Source organism: Asaia sp. W19 (assembly GCF_003994335.1).
In the GTDB taxonomy this organism is placed as follows: Bacteria; Pseudomonadota; Alphaproteobacteria; order Acetobacterales; family Acetobacteraceae; genus Asaia.
In genome coordinates this window covers 110,358-128,297 of the sequence record NZ_PNQZ01000005.1, presented here as the reverse complement: position 1 = coordinate 128,297, position 17,940 = coordinate 110,358, and the positions used below count along the sequence as shown (strand labels likewise).

15 protein-coding genes are annotated in these 17,940 nt (G+C 62.9%); 11 read left to right on the top strand and 4 right to left on the bottom strand.

Annotated features, from left to right (window positions below; translation table 11 throughout):
- Both C0V97_RS01545 and C0V97_RS01540 read right to left on the bottom strand, forming a co-directional pair.
- On the bottom strand, window positions 1-1,223 hold a 1,223-nt coding region (locus tag C0V97_RS01545), incomplete at its 3' end, for a ComEC/Rec2 family competence protein (RefSeq protein ID WP_148114910.1).
- Between the two features lie 63 nt (window positions 1,224-1,286).
- The gene (locus C0V97_RS01540; RefSeq protein WP_127100058.1) at window positions 1,287-2,354 is read right to left on the bottom strand and encodes a purine nucleoside permease; all 1,068 of its coding nucleotides are present in this window, start codon (window positions 2,352-2,354) and stop codon (window positions 1,287-1,289) included.
- Window positions 2,355-2,906: 552 nt separating this feature from the next.
- Here C0V97_RS01540 and gltX point away from each other — a divergent pair.
- The 9 genes from gltX to C0V97_RS01495 all read left to right on the top strand — a co-directional run bounded on the left by gltX (window position 2,907) and on the right by C0V97_RS01495 (window position 14,639).
- On the top strand, window positions 2,907-4,313 hold the full coding sequence (gene gltX / locus C0V97_RS01535) for a glutamate--tRNA ligase (protein WP_127100056.1): 1,407 nt from the start codon (window positions 2,907-2,909) through the stop codon (window positions 4,311-4,313).
- The gene (locus C0V97_RS01530) at window positions 4,306-5,247 is read left to right on the top strand and encodes an aspartate carbamoyltransferase catalytic subunit (RefSeq protein ID WP_127100054.1); all 942 of its coding nucleotides are present in this window, start codon (window positions 4,306-4,308) and stop codon (window positions 5,245-5,247) included. Before gltX ends, C0V97_RS01530 begins: the two co-directional genes overlap by 8 nt.
- The gene (locus tag C0V97_RS01525; RefSeq protein ID WP_127100052.1) at window positions 5,244-6,536 is read left to right on the top strand and encodes a dihydroorotase family protein; all 1,293 of its coding nucleotides are present in this window, start codon (window positions 5,244-5,246) and stop codon (window positions 6,534-6,536) included. Before C0V97_RS01530 ends, C0V97_RS01525 begins: the two co-directional genes overlap by 4 nt.
- Window positions 6,533-7,183, top strand: a complete 651-nt coding sequence (plsY, locus tag C0V97_RS01520) for a glycerol-3-phosphate 1-O-acyltransferase PlsY (protein ID WP_127100050.1) — start codon at window positions 6,533-6,535, stop codon at window positions 7,181-7,183. The genes C0V97_RS01525 and plsY overlap by 4 nt, the downstream gene beginning before the upstream one ends.
- Before the next feature lie 6 nt (window positions 7,184-7,189).
- On the top strand, window positions 7,190-8,317 hold the full coding sequence (gene dprA, locus C0V97_RS01515) for a DNA-processing protein DprA (RefSeq protein WP_127100048.1): 1,128 nt from the start codon (window positions 7,190-7,192) through the stop codon (window positions 8,315-8,317).
- Window positions 8,318-8,358: 41 nt separating this feature from the next.
- Window positions 8,359-11,094, top strand: a complete 2,736-nt coding sequence (topA, locus tag C0V97_RS01510; RefSeq protein ID WP_127100046.1) for a type I DNA topoisomerase — start codon at window positions 8,359-8,361, stop codon at window positions 11,092-11,094.
- Window positions 11,095-11,301: 207 nt separating this feature from the next.
- Window positions 11,302-12,834: a S41 family peptidase gene (locus C0V97_RS01505; RefSeq protein ID WP_233581896.1), complete on the top strand. Its 1,533-nt coding sequence runs from the start codon at window positions 11,302-11,304 to the stop codon at window positions 12,832-12,834.
- Window positions 12,831-13,163, top strand: a complete 333-nt coding sequence (locus C0V97_RS01500; protein WP_127100042.1) for a DUF1491 family protein — start codon at window positions 12,831-12,833, stop codon at window positions 13,161-13,163. The genes C0V97_RS01505 and C0V97_RS01500 overlap by 4 nt, the downstream gene beginning before the upstream one ends.
- A 363-nt stretch (window positions 13,164-13,526) precedes the next feature.
- Window positions 13,527-14,639, top strand: a complete 1,113-nt coding sequence (locus C0V97_RS01495) for an OmpA family protein (RefSeq protein WP_127100072.1) — start codon at window positions 13,527-13,529, stop codon at window positions 14,637-14,639.
- A 101-nt stretch (window positions 14,640-14,740) separates the two neighbouring features.
- Here the strand turns inward: C0V97_RS01495 and cysK are convergent, their stop codons facing one another.
- A complete protein-coding gene (cysK, locus tag C0V97_RS01490) occupies window positions 14,741-15,754 on the bottom strand; it encodes a cysteine synthase A (protein WP_127100040.1) in 1,014 nt (337 codons plus the stop codon).
- Window positions 15,755-15,866: 112 nt separating this feature from the next.
- Here cysK and C0V97_RS01485 point away from each other — a divergent pair, with 112 nt between their 5' ends.
- Window positions 15,867-16,316 (top strand): Rrf2 family transcriptional regulator, encoded by a 450-nt coding sequence (locus C0V97_RS01485; RefSeq protein WP_127100038.1) that lies wholly within the window; start codon window positions 15,867-15,869, stop codon window positions 16,314-16,316.
- Between the two features lie 172 nt (window positions 16,317-16,488).
- Here C0V97_RS01485 and C0V97_RS01480 read toward each other — a convergent pair whose 3' ends face one another.
- Window positions 16,489-17,016 (bottom strand): hypothetical protein, encoded by a 528-nt coding sequence (locus C0V97_RS01480; RefSeq protein ID WP_127100070.1) that lies wholly within the window; start codon window positions 17,014-17,016, stop codon window positions 16,489-16,491.
- A 337-nt stretch (window positions 17,017-17,353) separates the two neighbouring features.
- Between C0V97_RS01480 and C0V97_RS01475 the strand changes: the two genes are divergently transcribed.
- Window positions 17,354-17,911 (top strand): hypothetical protein, encoded by a 558-nt coding sequence (locus C0V97_RS01475; protein WP_127100036.1) that lies wholly within the window; start codon window positions 17,354-17,356, stop codon window positions 17,909-17,911.
- Window positions 17,912-17,940 lie beyond the last annotated feature (29 nt).

Sequence of the window (17,940 nt, the reverse complement as noted above, 5' to 3'; positions counted from 1 at the left end):
AGGATCAGATGATGACCGAGCCCCCCTTTTATCCCTCGCTCGGCGCGACTGATGAACCAGGGGCGGAGCGCCTCATATCCGGCAACAAGTGCCATGACAGCCGCAAAGGACATGTGGAACGACAGATCGAGGAGCAGAACAGGGGACGCGATGAGCAGGATCAGCTCCCCAACGGCGAGGGGGCGCATGGACATCACCCGCCGTCCGGCCAGCAAAGCCAGACTGGCGAGGCCAGCCATGCCGAGGCTGCGCAAAGCTGGCAGATGAAATCCGGTAAGCGCAACATAGGCCATCCCGATARGCAAGGCGACCAGAGCCGCGATTTCCCGGCAGGGCACCCTCAGACCGAGCCATGGCCAGAGCACAAGAGCCTGACGGGTGGCAATGAAAGCCACGCCCATGACAAGCCCCAGATGCAGCCCGGCTACCGCAAGGATATGGGCCAGTCCCGATGCCGCATAGGCCGTACGCGTGACCTTGCTGATCCCCTCACCATGGCCAGCGAGCAAGGTAGCCGCGATGGCGGCACCTTGTCCGGCAAGATGACGGTCGATCTCCGTCACTATCGTGCTTCGCCAGCGCCCAAGGAAATAGCGTCGAGGGGATTGAAGTATCTCGGGGCGACCAAGAATACGCCCAGTGCCGGCCAACCCATCAAACCAGGCTTCTCTTTGCCGGTCACGTGCGCCGGGAAAATCGGGCCAGTCGGGTGGCCGCAATACAGCCCGCAGACGCAGGATCATGCCCGGTTCATAAACCTGTCCGTCATGGGTAAACAGGAGCAGATCGCGTCGCATAGGCGCCATGCCGATATCGACACCGGTTTCGAATACGGCATGGCGCAGGCGTATCCTCTGCGCCATCTCTCCCTGCTCGCGGCTCGTCGCGATCCCGGCAATCTCCCCGGTCATCACGACCGCCAGAGCGGGCAAGGCGGGCATGGGTGGCTGGCGCAGCGCCTGCCCCCGCGCCGCGATAAAACCCAGAGCCCCCATGACGATTACAAGACCGAGACTGCGCGGGATGAGGCGATTCCAGCCCCGCCACAGCGCTAGCGCCCCGAGCGAGGCGGTGAGACTGGCCCAGGCCAGGCCCGGCTCGTGGCGCGGGAGGAAATAGAGGAGACATCCCGCGCCGAACGCGACAGGCAGCCAGGCGGCAAGGGCGCGCCCCTGACCGAGCAGGATGGCTTCGACCTTCTTGGCGAAAGCCAAACGCCTCACGGTGCTTCACCCTGTTCAATACCGGAGGGGTGTTTCCCTCCGGTAGAGATCGATCCCGTGCGCTCAGGGCGCGCTGGGCACATGGTCGCGGTAATGGTCCCAATGCCTGACCAGCTCCGCTACGACAGGCGCCCCGGCGCGCTCGTTATTATCGAAAGCGAGATCCTGTCCCGGCCCCTCATCGCCCATCGACTGGGTGAGCGACACGCCCGGCGGTGGCATGGAAGGATTGGAGCCGGAGCGCAACACCATGACGCGATCCGGATCGATATAGCCCCATTTCGCGAGAAGTCGCATGGCCTTCTGGTTGGTCTGGCTTTCCTCGTTGGTCATGACAAAAACGCCCTGGCCCTTGGTCCAGAGTCTGACCCAATCCTGCGCCCAGTTGTTGCGCGCCTCACCATGCCAGTAGCGGAGCGCACCGAGCGTTTCCCCCATGAGAATCATCGGCGGCTTGCTGGCAGGCAAGGAAGCGGGCCACGCCGCGCGACGGCGCGCAATCTCCGGGTCATCGGCCAGGGTGACATTCCTGCTCAGTCCGAACGCCCAGCGCGCCAGCCCCTGATTGAGCGGATAGGCCTTGGTCAACTGCGCCACATCCGTGACCGAGCCATAATGATTCGGGTCTTTCGGCAAGGTGTTGGGTCGGTCGGCGCCGATCGCATAAAGTCCGTAGGGCCAGTCCTTCGGGATGGACCGGTCATCCAGCTCACGCAGGGCATCACCATCTACCACCCAGCGTGCCCAAGCCACGCTGCCCACAGAGGCCACATTGGGATTCACGCCCGAGATGCCGGTGAAGATCCAGTAGGTCTTCTTGAGGTCAAAAGCAGGATCGAGCGCCAGCGCCATCAGTTCCGCAGGGCCGGAACGCAGCACAAGCCCGTAGACGCCCGAGTCATTGGCTCTGAGGATCGGCTCTTTCACGCCCCTGACCGGAATCTGGCGCGTCAGATGCTCGCGCTCGACCCAGTCCTGATACTCCCCCGGCGCATCCCCCGTATCCGCCCCGTTTTCCCACCCCGCAACAATAATGACGCGCGGCGCCACCGGTGCGGCAACAGCCGATGCCCCCAGACCGACAACACAGGCAATGGATGCAAGGCAGGACAGGAGAAAGCGTGTTTTCATATCGAGACCGTTACATCGAATACAGAATTCTGCAAATCCCGTTTGCACAAACCGTACCCCGAGGGGTTTTCAGGAGGAAACACGCGCGCAAAAACCGGGCCTGATTTGGCAGGCCTTCCATTGTCCAAGCGGGACGGAGCCCCGTGAAGAGAGGTGCCTGCGGGGCGCTGCCCCGCTCCCCGGAAAGGGACGCGTCCCTTTCATCCCGATTTGGTCAGACAGGTTTCCAAAGGACGACCGTCCTTTGGCGGGGTATGGAGCGGAGCCCCATGGAGAGAGGTTCTCGCAGCGGGAAGCCTCCGCGGGGCGCTGCCCCGCTCCCCGGAAAGGGACGAGTCCCTTTCATCCCGATTGGCCAGGCAGGTTTCCAAAGGACGACCGTCCTTTGGCGGGGTATGGAGTGGAGCCCCATGGAGGGCGGTTCTCGCAGCGGGAAGCCTACGCGGGGCGAGGCCCCATGACAGAAATTTTTGGGCCGCAGTCGCTCATCCGGGCCGGACAACAAATCGCCATCCGGTAGTGTGCGGCACTCAACCATGCTATGCACGCGCCATGACCGTTCGCACACGCTTTGCCCCTTCTCCCACCGGCTTGCTGCATATCGGCAATGCCCGTGCGGCCCTGTTCAATTTCCTTTTCGCCCGTCATCACGGTGGGCAATTCCTGCTCCGGATCGAGGATACGGATCGCGAGCGCTCCACGCAGCGCGCGGTCGATGTCATTTTCGAGGGGCTGGCCTGGATGGGCATCACGGCGGATGAGGAACCCGTGTTCCAGTCCACGCGCCAGGGCCGCCATACGGAGGTGGCACAGGAGCTGCTGGAAAAAGGTCTGGCCTATCGCTGCTATTGCACGGCCGACGAACTGAAGCAGATGCGCGAGGACGCGATCGCGAAGGGCCAGCCGCCGCGCTATAACGGCATGTGGCGCGATCGTGACCCGTCGGAAGCGCCCGAGGGGGCGCCCTTTGCCGTGCGCCTGAAGGCCCCGCGCGAGGGTGAGACGGTCATCAATGATCTGGTTCAGGGCGAGGTGCGGGTGGCAAATGCCGAGATGGATGATCTGATCATCCTGCGCTCGGACGGGACGCCTACCTATCTCCATGCCGTGGTGTGTGACGATCATGACATGGCGATCACCCATGTGATCCGTGGCGACGATCATCTGACGAACACCTTTCGTCAGGCCATGATCTATCGCGCCATGGGCTGGGATCTGCCGCATTTCGCGCATTTACCGCTCATCCATGGACCGGACGGCGCCAAGCTCTCCAAGCGTCATGGCGCACAGTCGGTAGTGGAATTCCGCGATGAGGGGTTCCTGCCCGAGGCGCTGTGCAACTACTTGCTGCGTCTGGGATGGGGTCATGGCGATGCCGAGATCCTGAACCGTGAAGAGCAGATCCGCCTGTTCGACCTGGACGGCGTGGGGCGCTCGCCCTCGCGTATGGACTACGTCAAGCTGACGCATCTGAACGGCGTGTATATGCGTGATGCCGAGGATGCGCGCCTGACCGATGATGTAGTGGATCGCCTGAAGGCGCGTGAAGATGTCACGGTGGATGACACCCTGCGCGCCCGGGTGCTGACCCTGATGCCGGGGCTCAAGGAGCGCGCCAAGCTGCTGACAGACCTTGCCGATAGCGCGGCTTTCCTCGGTCGATCCCTGCCGTTCACCTATGATGCCAAGGCGGAGAAGCAGCTTTCGGAAGAAGGCAAGAACGTTCTGCGTGGCGTGGCGCAGGCGCTTGCTCTGGTCGAGCCGTTCGAAGCCTCGGCCATCGATGGGGCGCTGCGTGAATTTGCGGAAGCCAAGGCGATCAAGCTGGGACAGGTGGCCCAGCCCCTGCGTGCAGCCATGACGGGCAGCACGGTGTCGCCTGGTATCGACCTGACCCTTCAAGCCCTTGGCCGGGACGAGGTTCTGGCCCGCATAGGAGCCGCGATCGCGCATGGCTGAGACGCTCACCCGACGGCATCATCTGCTCGGCCTTGAGGGCATGAGCGCCGAGGAGATCACCCCTTATCTCGATCTCGCGGCCAATTATGCTCTGCTGAGCCGTTCGCGCACCGCTCCGCGCGATGCGTTGCGTGGCCGGACGGTGATCAACCTGTTCTTCGAGGACAGCACGCGCACGCGCACCAGTTTTGAACTGGCAGGCAAGCGTCTGGGGGCCGATGTCATCAACATGACGGTCGCAACCTCGTCGGTAAACAAGGGCGAGACACTGCTCGATACGGCAGCCACGCTCAATGCCATGCGCTGCGACCTGCTGGTAGTGCGCCATGCAGCCTCAGGCGCACCGGCCCTGCTGGCCCAGAAGGTCGAGGCCAGCGTCGTCAACGCTGGCGATGGCATGCATGAGCACCCAACACAGGCTCTGCTCGATGCGCTGACCATCAAGCGCCATCTGGGCACGCTGAACGGTCTGACCGTCGCGATCTGTGGCGATGTCGGGCATAGTCGCGTGGCACGTTCGAATATCCATCTGCTGACCGCCATGGGCAGCAAGGTGCGTCTGGTCGGACCGCCTACCCTCGTCCCTGCATCGCTGGCTTCCCTAGGCTCGGTATCCATTCATCATGACATGGAAAGCGGCCTGCGCGACGCTGACGTGGTGATGACGCTGCGCCTTCAGCGCGAGCGCATGGGGGCGGGTCTGGTGCCAAGCGCGCGCGAGTTCTTCCGATTCTACGGGGTGGATAGCCGCCGCCTCGCCCTTGCCAAGCCCGGCGCTCTGGTCATGCATCCTGGGCCGATGAACCGGGGTGTCGAGATTGCCTCCGATGTGGCGGATTCGGCGCAGAGCGTCATTCAGGAACAGGTCGAGATGGGTGTGGCCGTGCGCATGGCCGTGCTCGACCGACTTTCACGCATGCGGACAGCATCATGACCGATCTTGTTTTTGAGAATGTACGGCTGATCGATCCGGTCGATGGCCATGATGCGCCCTCACGTCTTCTGGTCCGGGAGGGACGTCTCGCAGGGCGTGACAAGCCCGGTGCCGAAGGGGCCCCTGATGGGGCACAGCGTATCGATGGCAAAGGTGCCGTGCTTTGCCCGGGCCTTGTGGATATGCGTGTGGCTATCGGGGAGCCAGGTTTCGAGTACCGCGAGACCATCGCGTCCTGTGCCCGCGCCGCCGTCTCAGGCGGGGTGACGACACTCGCCGCTTTGCCGAACTCGAAGCCCGCCATCGACGAACCCGCCCTCGTGCGTCTGCTGCGTGGCCGCGGCGAAGAGACCGGACTGGTTTCGATCCTGCCCTATGGCGCGCTCACCAAGGGGTGCAAGGGCGAGGAAATGGCCGAACTCGGCATGCTGCGCGAGGCCGGGGCGGTCGCGTTTACCGATGGCATTCATGCGATCGCCGATACCAAGCGCATGAGACTGCTTCTGGCCTATGCCAAGGGAATTGATGCGCTCGTGGTCCAACATCCCGAGGACCCGTCTCTCGCCAAGGGGGGCGCGGCCACTGCGGGCGCTTTGGCCACCCGCATGGGCCTGCCCCAGATCCCGGCAGCGGCAGAGGCCATTCTGATTGCCCGTGATATCCGTTTGGCGGAAATGACGGGCGCGCGCTTGCATTTCGGCCATGTTTCGACCGGGGAAGGGCTGGCACTCATCCGTCAGGCCAAGGCACGCGGTCTGGCCATCACCTGCGATACGGCGCCTCCCTATTTCGCCCTCAATGAAGAGGCGATCGGAGAGTTTCGCACCTATGCCAAGCTGTCGCCCCCGCTACGCGCGGAAGAGGACAGGCTGGCCGTCTGTGCGGCGCTGGCCGATGGCACGATCGACGCCATCGCCTCCGATCATGCCCCATGGGATGCCGATGACAAGCGCCTGCCTTTTGCGCAGGCCAGCGCAGGTGGCACTGGGCTGACCACATTGCTGGGCGTGGGGCTGTCTCTTGTGCAGGACGGGGTGTTGCGGCTGGCAAGACTGATTGCGCTGATGAGCTGCGATCCGGCACGCCTGCTGGGCAGTGAGGCCGGGACGTTGAACGAGGGCGCAAGCGCCGATCTGTGTCTGTTCGACCCTGATATCGATTGGGTGGTCGAAGCGGGCGAGCAACCGGGGCGCGCGCAGAATACCCCCTTTGACGGCCGTCGCCTCAAGGGACGGGTTCTGGGCACGTGGAAGAATGGCCAGCGCGTGTTCGGGGGTGAGGCGGTATGATCGCCACGCTTCTGACGCCTCCTTATCTGCTTTGCGCAGGCATCGCCTATCTGCTGGGTAGTATTCCGTTTGGGCTATTGATCAGCCATCTGGGCGGCGCGGGCGACATCCGTAAGATCGGCTCGGGCAATATCGGCGCAACCAATGTGCTGCGCACGGGGCGCAAGGGTCTGGCTGCGGCCACGCTGCTGCTGGACGGACTCAAGGGTGCGCTGGCGGTGCTCGTGGTTTGGCTGATTCTGGATGGGGGGATCCAGACGGGTATGGCCGTGGCCGCCATAGGGGTCGTGATCGGCCATTGCTTCCCGATCTGGCTGGGATTTCGCGGCGGCAAGGGTGTCGCAACAGGGCTTGGTGCGCTTTACGCCCTCTGTTGGCCGGTCGGTATCGCCTGCTGTCTCGTCTGGTTGGCCGTTGCCAAGCTCTCGCACATCTCCTCGGCGGGAGCTCTGGCCGCGTTTGCCGTGGCGCCGTTCATCATGGCCCCGTTGAGCGAACAACCGGTGCAGAGTCCGCTGCCCATCGCGACCCTGCTCCTCACGCTGATTATCCTGCTGCGCCATACCAGCAATATCAGGCGTCTGCTCACGGGTAGGGAATCGCGGATCAATATTGACCCGCCCCCGCAGACGAAGAAGGAAATCTGACCGCTCATGAGCGCGTCTCCCCTCGGTGATGACCGTCTGGACCTTGTGCGTCTGGCGCGCACCGACGGGATAGGACCGGTCAATTTTCGACGACTGCTCAAGGAGCATGGCACGGCTACAGCCGCTATAGAGGCTTTGCCGGAACGGGCACGCAAAGCGGGGCGACGCGGCGGCGTGGCCATTCCTACACGCGATTCCGTATGCGAGGAACAGGCAGCGCTGGAACGATTCGGCGCCCGGATGCTCGTGCTCGGCGATTCCGATTACCCTGCGCTTCTGGCCCGCATTCCCGACGCACCGCCCGTCCTGAGCATCTGGGGGCAGGTCGCGCGGCTTTCGCAGCGTGCGGTGGGCATTGTGGGCGCACGCAATGCCTCGGCCGGGGGGCTTCGGCTGGCCGAGGCGCTCAGCGGAGCCTTGGCGCATGAGGGCTGCGTGATTGTCTCGGGCCTTGCGCGTGGCATCGATTCCGTGGCTCATCGCGCGGCGCTGCATCAGGGCATGACGGTCGGAGCAGCGGCAGGCGGGCTCGATTGTTTCTACCCGCCCGAAAATGAGGGACTCTATCGTTCTGTCGCGGAGCGCGGCTGTATTGTCACGGAGGCCCCGCTGGGGACGATCCCGCAATCGAGCCATTTCCCGCGCCGCAATCGTCTGATTGCCGGACTGTCTCTGGGCGTGGTGCTGGTGGAGGCCGCGCTGAGGTCAGGCACACTGATCACGGCACGGCTCGCCCTCGAATACGGGCGCGATGTGTTTGCCGTTCCGGGATCGCCGCTCGATCCGAGGTCACGCGGCGGGAACGACCTGATCCGCCAGGGGGCGATTCTGACGGAAACCGCACAGGATGTGTTGACCCAGATTGGAACGACCACGCCTGCAGTACGCATGACGGAATGGACTGGCCTGCCTGGCTTTGCGGAGGCTGATCCGCCGGGATTTGCGTCCCCTCCTGCCCCTGGCGAGGTGCTGGCGCAGATCCATCAACTCCTCTCTCCGACGCCTGTGGCAGTTGACGATATCGTGGCGCGCTGCCAGTTCTCGGTTTCCATGGTGCTGTCCGCCCTGTCGGAACTCGAACTGGGCGGCATGGCGACCTTCCTTCCCGGGGGTCAGGTTGTGCTTGCAACCTGATCTGCGGTGTCCGAGCAGGCCGGTGCGGTTCTGGAGTAGAGATGACTGATGTCGTAGTGGTCGAAAGCCCGGCGAAGGCGAAGACCATCAACAAATATCTGGGCGATAACTTTATCGTTCTGGCATCCTTCGGCCATGTCCGCGACCTGCCGCCCAAAGACGGCAGCGTGCGGCCGGACGAGAATTTCGCCATGGACTGGCAGACCGATGAGCGTGGGGCGAAACAGATCGCCACCATCGCAAAAGCGGTCAAGAACGCTGATACGCTCTATCTCGCCACTGACCCGGATCGCGAAGGCGAGGCCATCTCCTGGCATGTGCGCGCCGCACTGGAAGAGAAGAACCTGCTGCGCGGCAAGAACGTGCAGCGTGTCACCTTCAATGAAATCACGAAATCGGCCGTGCAGACGGCCATGGCGAACCCGCGTGCGCTCGATCAGCCGCTGATCGATGCCTATATGGCGCGCCGCGCCCTCGATTATCTGGTTGGGTTCACCCTCTCCCCCGTTCTGTGGCGCAAGCTGCCAGGCAGCCGCAGCGCGGGTCGCGTGCAATCTGTAGCACTGCGACTGATCTGCGAGCGCGAAGCCGAGATCGAGGTGTTCAAGAGCCGCGAATATTGGTCGGTCACAGGGGCCTTCGCCACGCCGCGCAATGCCGGCTTCTCGGCGCGCCTGACGCATCTCGAAGGGCGCAAGCTCGACCAATTCGACCTGGACAACGCTGAAAAGGCCCATGCCGCACGCGATCTGGTCGCATCATCGGCATTCAAGGTACGGTCGGTCGAACGCAAGAAGGCCAAGCGTAACCCTCCAGCCCCTTTCACCACCTCCACCTTGCAGCAGGAAGCCTCGCGCAAGATCGGCATGAGCGCGCAATCGACCATGCGGGCGGCGCAGCAGCTTTATGAAGGCGTCGATCTGGGCGGTGAGACGGTCGGTCTGATCACCTATATGCGTACCGATGGCGTGACCATGGCGGCAGAGGCCGTGCATGCGATTCGCGATATGATTGCGGGCAGCTACGGCGCGCCCTATCTGCCGGAAAAGCCGCGCGTCTATACCAGCAAGGCCAAGAACGCGCAGGAAGCGCACGAGGCCATTCGCCCCACCGACGTCACGCGCACGCCCGAATCGATGGCCCGCCATCTCTCGGGCGAGCAGATGCGTTTGTACGATCTGATCTGGAAGCGCGCTGTCGCCTCGCAGATGCAATCCGCAGAACTCGATCAGGTCGTGGTCGATCTGGCTGATCCCGCCAACCGCACCGTTTTGCGTGCCAATGGCTCGATCATCGCTTTCGACGGCTTTCTCAAGCTCTATAGTGAGGGACGCGACGACACGAAGTCGGATGAGGAAGAGGGCCGCGTGCTGCCCGCCATGAGCGAGGGAGATTCGCTCTCGACCCGGGGCGTCGAAGCCGATCAGCATTTCACCCAGCCGCCGCCGCGCTTTTCCGAAGCCAGCCTTGTCAAGCGCATGGAAGAGATCGGTATTGGTCGTCCCTCGACCTATGCCTCGATCCTGACCGTTCTTCGAGACCGCAACTATGTGCGCCTTGATGCGCGACGCTTCATTCCCGAGGATCGCGGCCGTCTGGTGACGGCATTCCTGACCTCCTTCTTCGAACGCTACGTGGACACCGATTTCACGGCGACACTCGAAGAGCAGCTCGATGACATTTCCGATGGTCGTGCCGACTGGCACGATATCATGGCCGCGTTCTGGCGTGACTTTTCGGCGGCCGTGGCGCAGACCAAGGACCTCAAGATCTCGGATGTCATTGATGCGCTCGACGAGGATCTGGGTTCGCATTTCTTCCCCGCGCGCGAAGATGGCGGCGATCCGCGCCAGTGTACGGCCTGCGGCACGGGGCGTCTGGGGCTGCGTCTTGGCAAGTTTGGGGCTTTCATCGGCTGCTCGAACTACCCGACCTGCCAGTTCACCCGTCGCCTCGTGGCCGAAGATGGCGCTGAGGGCGAGACGCTCAAGGAGGGAATGAAGAGCCTCGGTCAGGACCCGGAAACGGGCGAGGAAGTGACCGTGCGCCGCGGCCCCTACGGGCTCTATATCCAGCGCGGCGAGGCCGACCCCGAGAACAAGAAGATCAAGCCCAAGCGCACCACCATTCCCAAGGGGCTGGAGGGCGACAAGCTGACACTGGACAAGGCCATCGGCCTGCTGTCCCTGCCGCGCAAACTTGGGCCGCATCCCGAGACCGGCGAGATGATCGAAGCCGGACTGGGGCGCTTTGGTCCCTATGTCAAAATGGGCTCGATCTTCGGGACGCTGGATGCCGATGACGACGTGCTGACGGTCGGGCTCAACCGCGCCATCGACTCCCTGGCCAAGAAGCTCGCCTCCATTCGTACGCTTGGGTCGCATCCCAAGGATGGCGAGGCTGTGATGGTGCGCAAGGGACGATTCGGCCCCTATGTGCAACATGGTCAGGTCGTAGCGAATCTCGCCAAGGGACAGGCGATGGACGACGTGACCCTCGATGAGGCCCTCGCCCTGCTGGCCGAGAAGGGTAAACCCCTCAAGGCCAAGGGGAAGGTCACCCGCAAGGCGGCAAGCAAAGCCGGCACCAGCGAGGCAAAGGCAGAGAAGAAGCCCGCCGCCAAGAAAACAGCCACCAAAACAGCGGCAACCGCCAAGAAACCCGCCACAAAAAAAGCCGCCACGACGAGGAAAAAATCAGCCGCCTCGGAAGACAGCAGCAAGCCGGCAAGGAAATCGCGCACGGCGACAACAACAGATGGTGAAGACGCCGGATAATTTGCGTTTTTGAAGTCACAGACCGTGGCAAAAACGTCGCTCCCCCTGTTAGGCTCCCTATCGCACCCCAAGATGGGTCGCTAAATCGGAACTCGATGGGGGAAGCCATCTTCCTGATGGTCAAGGTCACTGGCTCTGAAACACGTTCCTTTCCTGTCTGGCGCTCTCCTCTCTGGCGCGGTCTCCGGAAGGCGACTGGGAGCTGCGGTGCTGCTGACGGCGGCCCTCGGTCTGGGCACGGCCCGTGCCGATGAAACGGCTTCACTCGATACCGGCATCCTCAACTCCGTTCTCTCGAGCGCCTTCCGGTTTCTGAGCCCGCGCACCCTCGATGCGCATTCGAGCAAGACCTACAGCCTGTGGGGGCTGGACGGGCTGACCGCGATCGATCCCTCACTCACCATGGCCGAACCGCCACATGATCCCAAACAGCCAGCCATGCTGCGGCTGACCATGGGCCAGAAGACGATCGCCGAGTTGCGCGAGCCTGCCGATGACGACATGGCAAGCTGGGTCAAAGCCATCGTTTCCGTGATGGATTCCGCATGGCACGCTTCGTCCACGCTGCGTATGGCGGGGCGTGATGCGCTGGTGCAGAGTTTCTTCGACGAGTTATTCAATCATCTCGACCCGTATTCGCGCTACGTTGCGCCGGCTCCAGCCGGGGATGACCGCGCCAATCGTACGGGCGATCTGGCCGGGGTGGGCATCTCACTCACCCGCGATGGGTCCTCACTCGTCGTGTCGGCCATCAATGCCAACGGCCCAGCCTGGGCGGCGGGCGCCAATATCGGCCAGAAGCTTCTGGCGGTGGACGGCCGCGCCACACGGAATCAGGACCCTGCCGCGGTCGAGACCTGGCTGACGGGCCCACCGGGCAGCAAGGTGAGACTGCTTCTGGCCGATCCGGGCCATCACGGCGCGATCATGCATCTTCAGCGTCAGGTAGTGCCCCCCCAGACCGTCTTTGCCAGCATGCATGACCATATGGCGGTCCTACGCATCGCCTCGTTTTCCTCCGACACGGCGGAGGAGCTGAGCCAAAACATCGATCAGGCGCTTGAGGACAAGAAGCTCGCAGGTCTCATCATCGATCTGCGCGGCGATCGCGGCGGGGTGCTTCAGCAGGCCGTGACTGCCACCGCGTTGGTGCTCGATCAGGGGATTGCCGTGGTCACCAAGGGGCGCGATCCGAAATCCAACCATATCTGGGCGGTGCAGGGCGGCGACATGACCCATGGTCTGCCGATCATCGCCCTCGTGGACGGGCGCACGGCGAGCGCGGCCGAGATCATGGCCGCCGCCCTTTCCGATCATCGTCGCGCAGTTGTGATAGGCAGTGCGACGCTGGGCAAAGGACTGGTTCAAGCCGTCGGCCAGATGCCCGATGGGGGTGAGCTCTTTGTGACGTGGAGCCGTGTTCTGGCTCCTCTGGGCTGGCCGCTTCAGGGGCTGGGCGTCACGCCCCAGATCTGTACATCGCGCGGGGCACAGGCGCTCGATCAGCAGCTTCAGACACTCGCACAGGGCAAGCTCTTGGATGCCGAGAGCGTGAGGGCCAGCCGCGAATTACGCTTTCCGGTCAGCGTGTCGCGCATTCTCGATATCCGCCGACACTGTCCTGCGGCTCTGGGTACGGATGCCGATCTCGACACCGCAGCGCTCATCCTGAAGCGTCCTGATAGCTATCGTGCGGCGCTGGCTGCCATGCCGGATGACATGGACGATGCCACGCCATGAGCGAGAACCGGCTGAAAGCAGGATTCTGGGCAAAAGGGCTCATGCGTATGGTCCAGAGTCAGGGCCACGACGCCATGCTGCTCAAGCGGGGTGATGAGGATGCGGGCGCGGTCCTGATCATCCTGACCGACCGCAACAGACACTGCGCGGTGCTGCGTGAAGCTGCCCTGGGCGAGGGGTGGGAGCGTATTGCCATGGAAAGCGATGAGGCGCTCGAAACCTATCTGGAACGGCAGAAACGGTATGATCCGGATCTGTGGATCTTGGAATTCACCCTCGATGATGCGCGTGCCTCCATCGAAACCCAGCTTCCCAATCGCGGGGGCTAAGCCTTGATGCGCGCACCCGCACGGCCTTGGCAGGGCAAGACCGACAGCAAAACGGCCGCATCGAAGCGGCCGGTCGACTGTTGCAACCATCCCACACTCGTTTCAGGAAGAAAGAATGGCGCAACGACGTGAATGCACCGCAGCGGGAAACATGCGTTGCACGGGGATGACAGTTCAGCGAAAAGACGGCATTCAGATCGCTGCGGACGGCCGACACTGTGGCCCTCTCTCAGTCTGCCGCGTGAAAAGGATGGAGAAGACGATATGACGCTGGAACACCGAACGCGCGGTGAAGCCGTTTGCCGCCCGTTTTCCGATGTCCGGCAGGCGGTCGGCTCGCTCTCCCGGCTTTTCCGCAGGTCCATGCTGGGTCTTACCGCGCTGAGCGGTCTTGCCCTCATCGCAGTCCCCGCGCAGGCGCAGGTTGTGAAGGGTCTCTACGTTGCTGGCGCCGGTGGTGCGAGCTTCAACCAGGATCAGACCGTGCGACTCTCGCCGGTTCTGCCGAGTGGCCGCGATCACTATGATGCGGGCGTGACCGGTCTCGGCTCAGTTGGCTGGGGACTTGGCAACGGATTCCGCGTCGAGGTTGAAGGCAACTACCGCAACAATCGTCTCCAGCAGTTCAAGTCGAGCTATTTCCCGTCCTCCGCCGGGGGGCGCCAGCAGCAATATGGCGTGATGGCCAACGCGCTGTTCGACATGGATATTGGTGCGAACTGGATCTATCCGTATTTTGGCGCAGGTGTCGGCTATGGCTGGCAGGCGATGAAGGCCTCTGTGCGTGCACCGAACAACTATCTGAACCAGACCATTGGCGGGACGACGGGTAATTTTGCCTATCAGGGCATTTTTGGCCTGTCCTTCCCTGTTCCTTTCGCAGTCGGTCTCTCCTTCACGACTGAATATCGCTTCTACTCCCTGCTGGGGCCGAACGGCCATTATGCGAAGGGCTATGGTAGTATTGGCGGCTATGATGCCGCGCGTCCGGCCGGTGCGATGGAAGGCAACCGTGTCACACGCACGGATTTCAATCACTCCCTGATGCTGGGCCTGCGCTACGAGTTCAATCCGGCCCCGCCGCCGCCGCGCACCGCACCGGTCCTGACGGCTCCGGCTCCGGCTCCCGCGCGCAGCTATCTGGTCTTCTTCGACTGGGATCGGGCGGATCTGACCGATCGTGCCCGCTCCATTGTCGGGACAGCGGCGCAGAATTCGACCCACACGCAGCTCACGCGTATCGAGGTCAACGGCTATACCGATAACAGCGCCGCCCATCCGGGCGCTCGTGGCGAGAGCTACAACATGAAGCTCTCGATGCGTCGCGCCGATGCCGTCCGGGCCGAACTGATCCGTGATGGTGTGCCCGGCGGGCTGATCGCGACCAAGGGTTATGGAGAGAGCAATCCTCTGGTGCAGACAGGGCCGAACACGCGCGAACCCCAGAACCGCCGCGTCGAGATCATCCTGCGCTGATCCAGGCGTCAAACCCGCCCCGGTTATGAACCGGGGAACGAGTGATCACCAGAGAAGCCCTGACCCGCCTGCGGGATCAGGGTTTTTTCTTGTCTGGGACTTCAGACCAGACCGTTGAACAGCGACGTAGAAAGATAGCGCTCCGCAAAGGAGGGCACGATCGACACGATCGTCTTGCCCGCATTTTCCTCGCGCTGGGCAAGGGCCAGAGCCGCATGGAGCGCAGCACCCGAGGAAATTCCGATCGGGATACCCTCGATCCGCGCGCAGCGGCGTGAGGCCGCCATGGCATCGCGCTCCGATACGACGAGTACCCCATCGAGCAACGTGGAATCGAGCGTGTTGGGGCAGAAACCTGGGCCAATGCCCTGAATGCCATGGGGCCCAGGGTCATCACCGTTCAGCACGGCGCTCTCGGCGGGCTCCACACCCCAGAACTGCATCCCGGGCTTGCGCGGCCTGAGCGTACGCGCGATGCCTGTCAGGGTCCCCCCCGTTCCGAGCCCGGCGACCACCAGATCGACATCCCCATCCGTATCCACCCAGATTTCTTCTGCCGTCGTCAGGGCGTGAATATCCGGATTGGCAGGATTATCGAACTGGCTGGGCATCCAGGCATCGGGCAGAGAAGCCACAAGTTCCTCGGCACGCATGATCGCACCTGCCATGCCCCGCGCGGCGGGGGTCAATTCGAGCTGGGCATCCATGAGACGCAGCATCTTGCGCCGCTCGATGGAGGCGCTTTCCGGCATGGTGACGATCAGACGATAACCGAGGGCGGCCGAGGCGAAGGCAAGGGAAATACCGGTATTGCCCGAAGTGGGCTCGACCAGAACCGTGCGCCCGGGTGTGATCTCGCCCCGAGCTTCCGCCTGCTGGATCAACGCCAGGCCAATACGATCCTTGACCGAGCCGAGCGGGTTGAAGAATTCGAGCTTAAGCAGGAGCCGCGCATGCAGCTTGTCTGCCTCGGTCAGGCGGGGCACCGCTACCAGAGGGGTGCCACCCACCGTCTCAAGGATCGAATTGAAAACCCTCCCACGCGGAGCGGCGTAGCCGATCGCCAGATCCTCCCGAGTTGCCTGGGACGAGGTGGGCTCCTGTCGGGCTGTCATGGACATATCCTTCGTATCCTGCGGCACAACGTCTATTCCCGCGATGCCGCTCTGTGATTTGTCAGCATTAACTGCTATATTGCGCGTAATTTGTCATGAAGGAAATTGCCGCATGTATCTCCGCAGGGACAGGGCGATGATCGCCGTGATCATCATGGTCGACGTAGCCTTTCATGCCGGACGGTCGAGCCTCGTGAGTGGCGGCGATATTGCCGAACGGGCGGGGCTGGCCAGACGCGGGATCGAGCCCTTGTTGCAGGCCTTGTCCCGCTCGGGTCTGCTGGAGAGTGTGCGCGGTCCGCGCGGTGGATACAGGCTGGGCCGTCCGCAACGCGATATCGGTCTGGATGAGATCGTACGCGTTGTCGTGTCGGAAGAGCCCGGCGCCGAAGAAACGGCCCAGGGCGCGCTCTATCGCCACGTGATCGAACCTTGCTGGCAGATCCTGGACGAATCGGTGCGTGCAGAAATGGCGGCGCTGACACTCGAGGAAATGGTGAGGCGGGCCGAGGCGGCCGGACTGCGCCGCCCGGTGCATGAGCCGATTTCATTCTCGATCTGAGAAAAACCGCCTTCTGATGTTACCGGGGCGAACCGTCACGTCCATTCAGACGGGTTCATGAACAAGGCCTCATACGGGGCACCCCGAGTGCCGACGCCCAAGTCCGGCACCTGAGGCCGCCATGCCCGCTGGAACGGCCCGTCTGGAACGGGCCGCCGTTGATGGGTCTGACTTACTTCTTGGTGGTGTGTCGGGTCGTGCGCTTGACGACAGGCTTCTTGGCGGCGGGCGCCACGATAGCCGGCGGGGGTGCAGCGCGCACGACACCCGTTGCATCGACGGTGGCGTTGACGGTCAGCCTGGTGCGCGGATCGGTACCGCCGGGAATCAGGATCGCCGTGAAGCTGTCCTTGCCCGCATAGGCGGTGCTGGGCGTGTAGGTGATGTACGTGTGGTCGTCGAAATTATACATGAACGCCTTGCCATGCTCGGGAGCAGGCGAGACGCCGAAAGAACGGTAATTGGTGTTACCCGGCTTTTGAACGGACAGGGCGCACAGCCCATCATCGCTACGCACGGTCATATCGACGCTCATGCTGCCATCAGCCGCAGTCTTGACCGGGGTAGTCGTGCAGACCGCAGAGACTTTCTGGTAGCCGAAGGGATTGGGCGGCACGACGCGCTGGACGACGGGCTTTTGCGCACAGGCCGCCAGGGTCAGGGCCGAAACGAGAGTAATTGCAGAACCACGCAGTCGCACCATCAACTCCACTGAACACATGTCATCGAAAGTCGATTCTGCCATTTTGCTCCAGCAGGCCCGACACGAGATATTTCCGGACAGGATCAACGCCTGAGGAAACAGTTTCGTCAATGGCCCTAGCGCAAGCCGCGTTCCACAGGAAGGGGGAAGACAGGGCGGAAACGAAAGAAAAGGGAACGGGTATTTTTTTTTGTTGAATCGGCCTGGATAGCGGCTCGCGGGCATTTTCTCGCCGCAATTGCTGCGACATAATCGCGCCGCATTTCCCTGTCCCGTTTGCGCCCGCCCGGCGCGGCGCCCGATCCTGTCTGACCTGCCCTTCTGGAGCCCCTTGATGTCGCTTTCGACCCGGCAACGCCTCCTGCGTCCTTTCGCACGCCTCACCGCTTGTGGCCTTCTGGCCACGACGTTCTTCGCTTCGGGCGCCGCCTACGCCGCAGGCTGTGGCGAATCCCCGGCGCATGAAGCGTTCAACGTGCAAGGTCTCAAGAGCGAGTTGATGGTGACGGCGCTCTCCTGCAGCGCTCAGGAGCGCTACAATGCGTTCGTGACCAAGTTCCGTCCCAAGCTGGCCGCAGAAGAGGAGCGTCTGAACTCCTATTTCAAGTCCGCCTATGGTCGTAACGCCACCAAGGCGCATGACGACTACATTACCCAGCTGGCCAATGTGCAGTCCGAAGGCGGGTTGAAGGCCGGAACGATCTTCTGCCAGCAGCGCGTGGCGATGTTCGATGAGGTTGACGCGCTCGATGATGGCGCCGATCTGGCCCATTATGCGGATGCCAAGGACGTCGTCCAACCGGCCTCTTTCGAGACCTGCTCGGCTCCTGAGGCCGTCACCCATGGCCGCACGACGAGCACGCGTCGCACCCATCGCAAGACGCGCGCCTAAAAACTACCATTACCCTGCACGGGGCGCTT

Bases quoted from the DNA above. Each gene is read 5' to 3' on its own strand.
- C0V97_RS01540 (WP_127100058.1), bottom strand. From the start codon at position 2,354: ATGAAAACACGCTTTCTCCTGTCCTGCCTTGCATCCATTGCCTGTGTT.
- gltX (WP_127100056.1), top strand. From the start codon at position 2,907: ATGACCGTTCGCACACGCTTTGCCCCTTCTCCCACCGGCTTGCTGCAT.
- C0V97_RS01530 (WP_127100054.1), top strand. From the start codon at position 4,306: ATGGCTGAGACGCTCACCCGACGGCATCATCTGCTCGGCCTTGAGGGC.
- C0V97_RS01525 (WP_127100052.1), top strand. From the start codon at position 5,244: ATGACCGATCTTGTTTTTGAGAATGTACGGCTGATCGATCCGGTCGAT.
- plsY (WP_127100050.1), top strand. From the start codon at position 6,533: ATGATCGCCACGCTTCTGACGCCTCCTTATCTGCTTTGCGCAGGCATC.
- dprA (WP_127100048.1), top strand. From the start codon at position 7,190: ATGAGCGCGTCTCCCCTCGGTGATGACCGTCTGGACCTTGTGCGTCTG.
- topA (WP_127100046.1), top strand. From the start codon at position 8,359: ATGACTGATGTCGTAGTGGTCGAAAGCCCGGCGAAGGCGAAGACCATC.
- C0V97_RS01500 (WP_127100042.1), top strand. From the start codon at position 12,831: ATGAGCGAGAACCGGCTGAAAGCAGGATTCTGGGCAAAAGGGCTCATG.
- C0V97_RS01495 (WP_127100072.1), top strand. From the start codon at position 13,527: ATGCTGGGTCTTACCGCGCTGAGCGGTCTTGCCCTCATCGCAGTCCCC.
- cysK (WP_127100040.1), bottom strand. From the start codon at position 15,754: ATGACAGCCCGACAGGAGCCCACCTCGTCCCAGGCAACTCGGGAGGAT.
- C0V97_RS01485 (WP_127100038.1), top strand. From the start codon at position 15,867: ATGTATCTCCGCAGGGACAGGGCGATGATCGCCGTGATCATCATGGTC.
- C0V97_RS01475 (WP_127100036.1), top strand. From the start codon at position 17,354: ATGTCGCTTTCGACCCGGCAACGCCTCCTGCGTCCTTTCGCACGCCTC.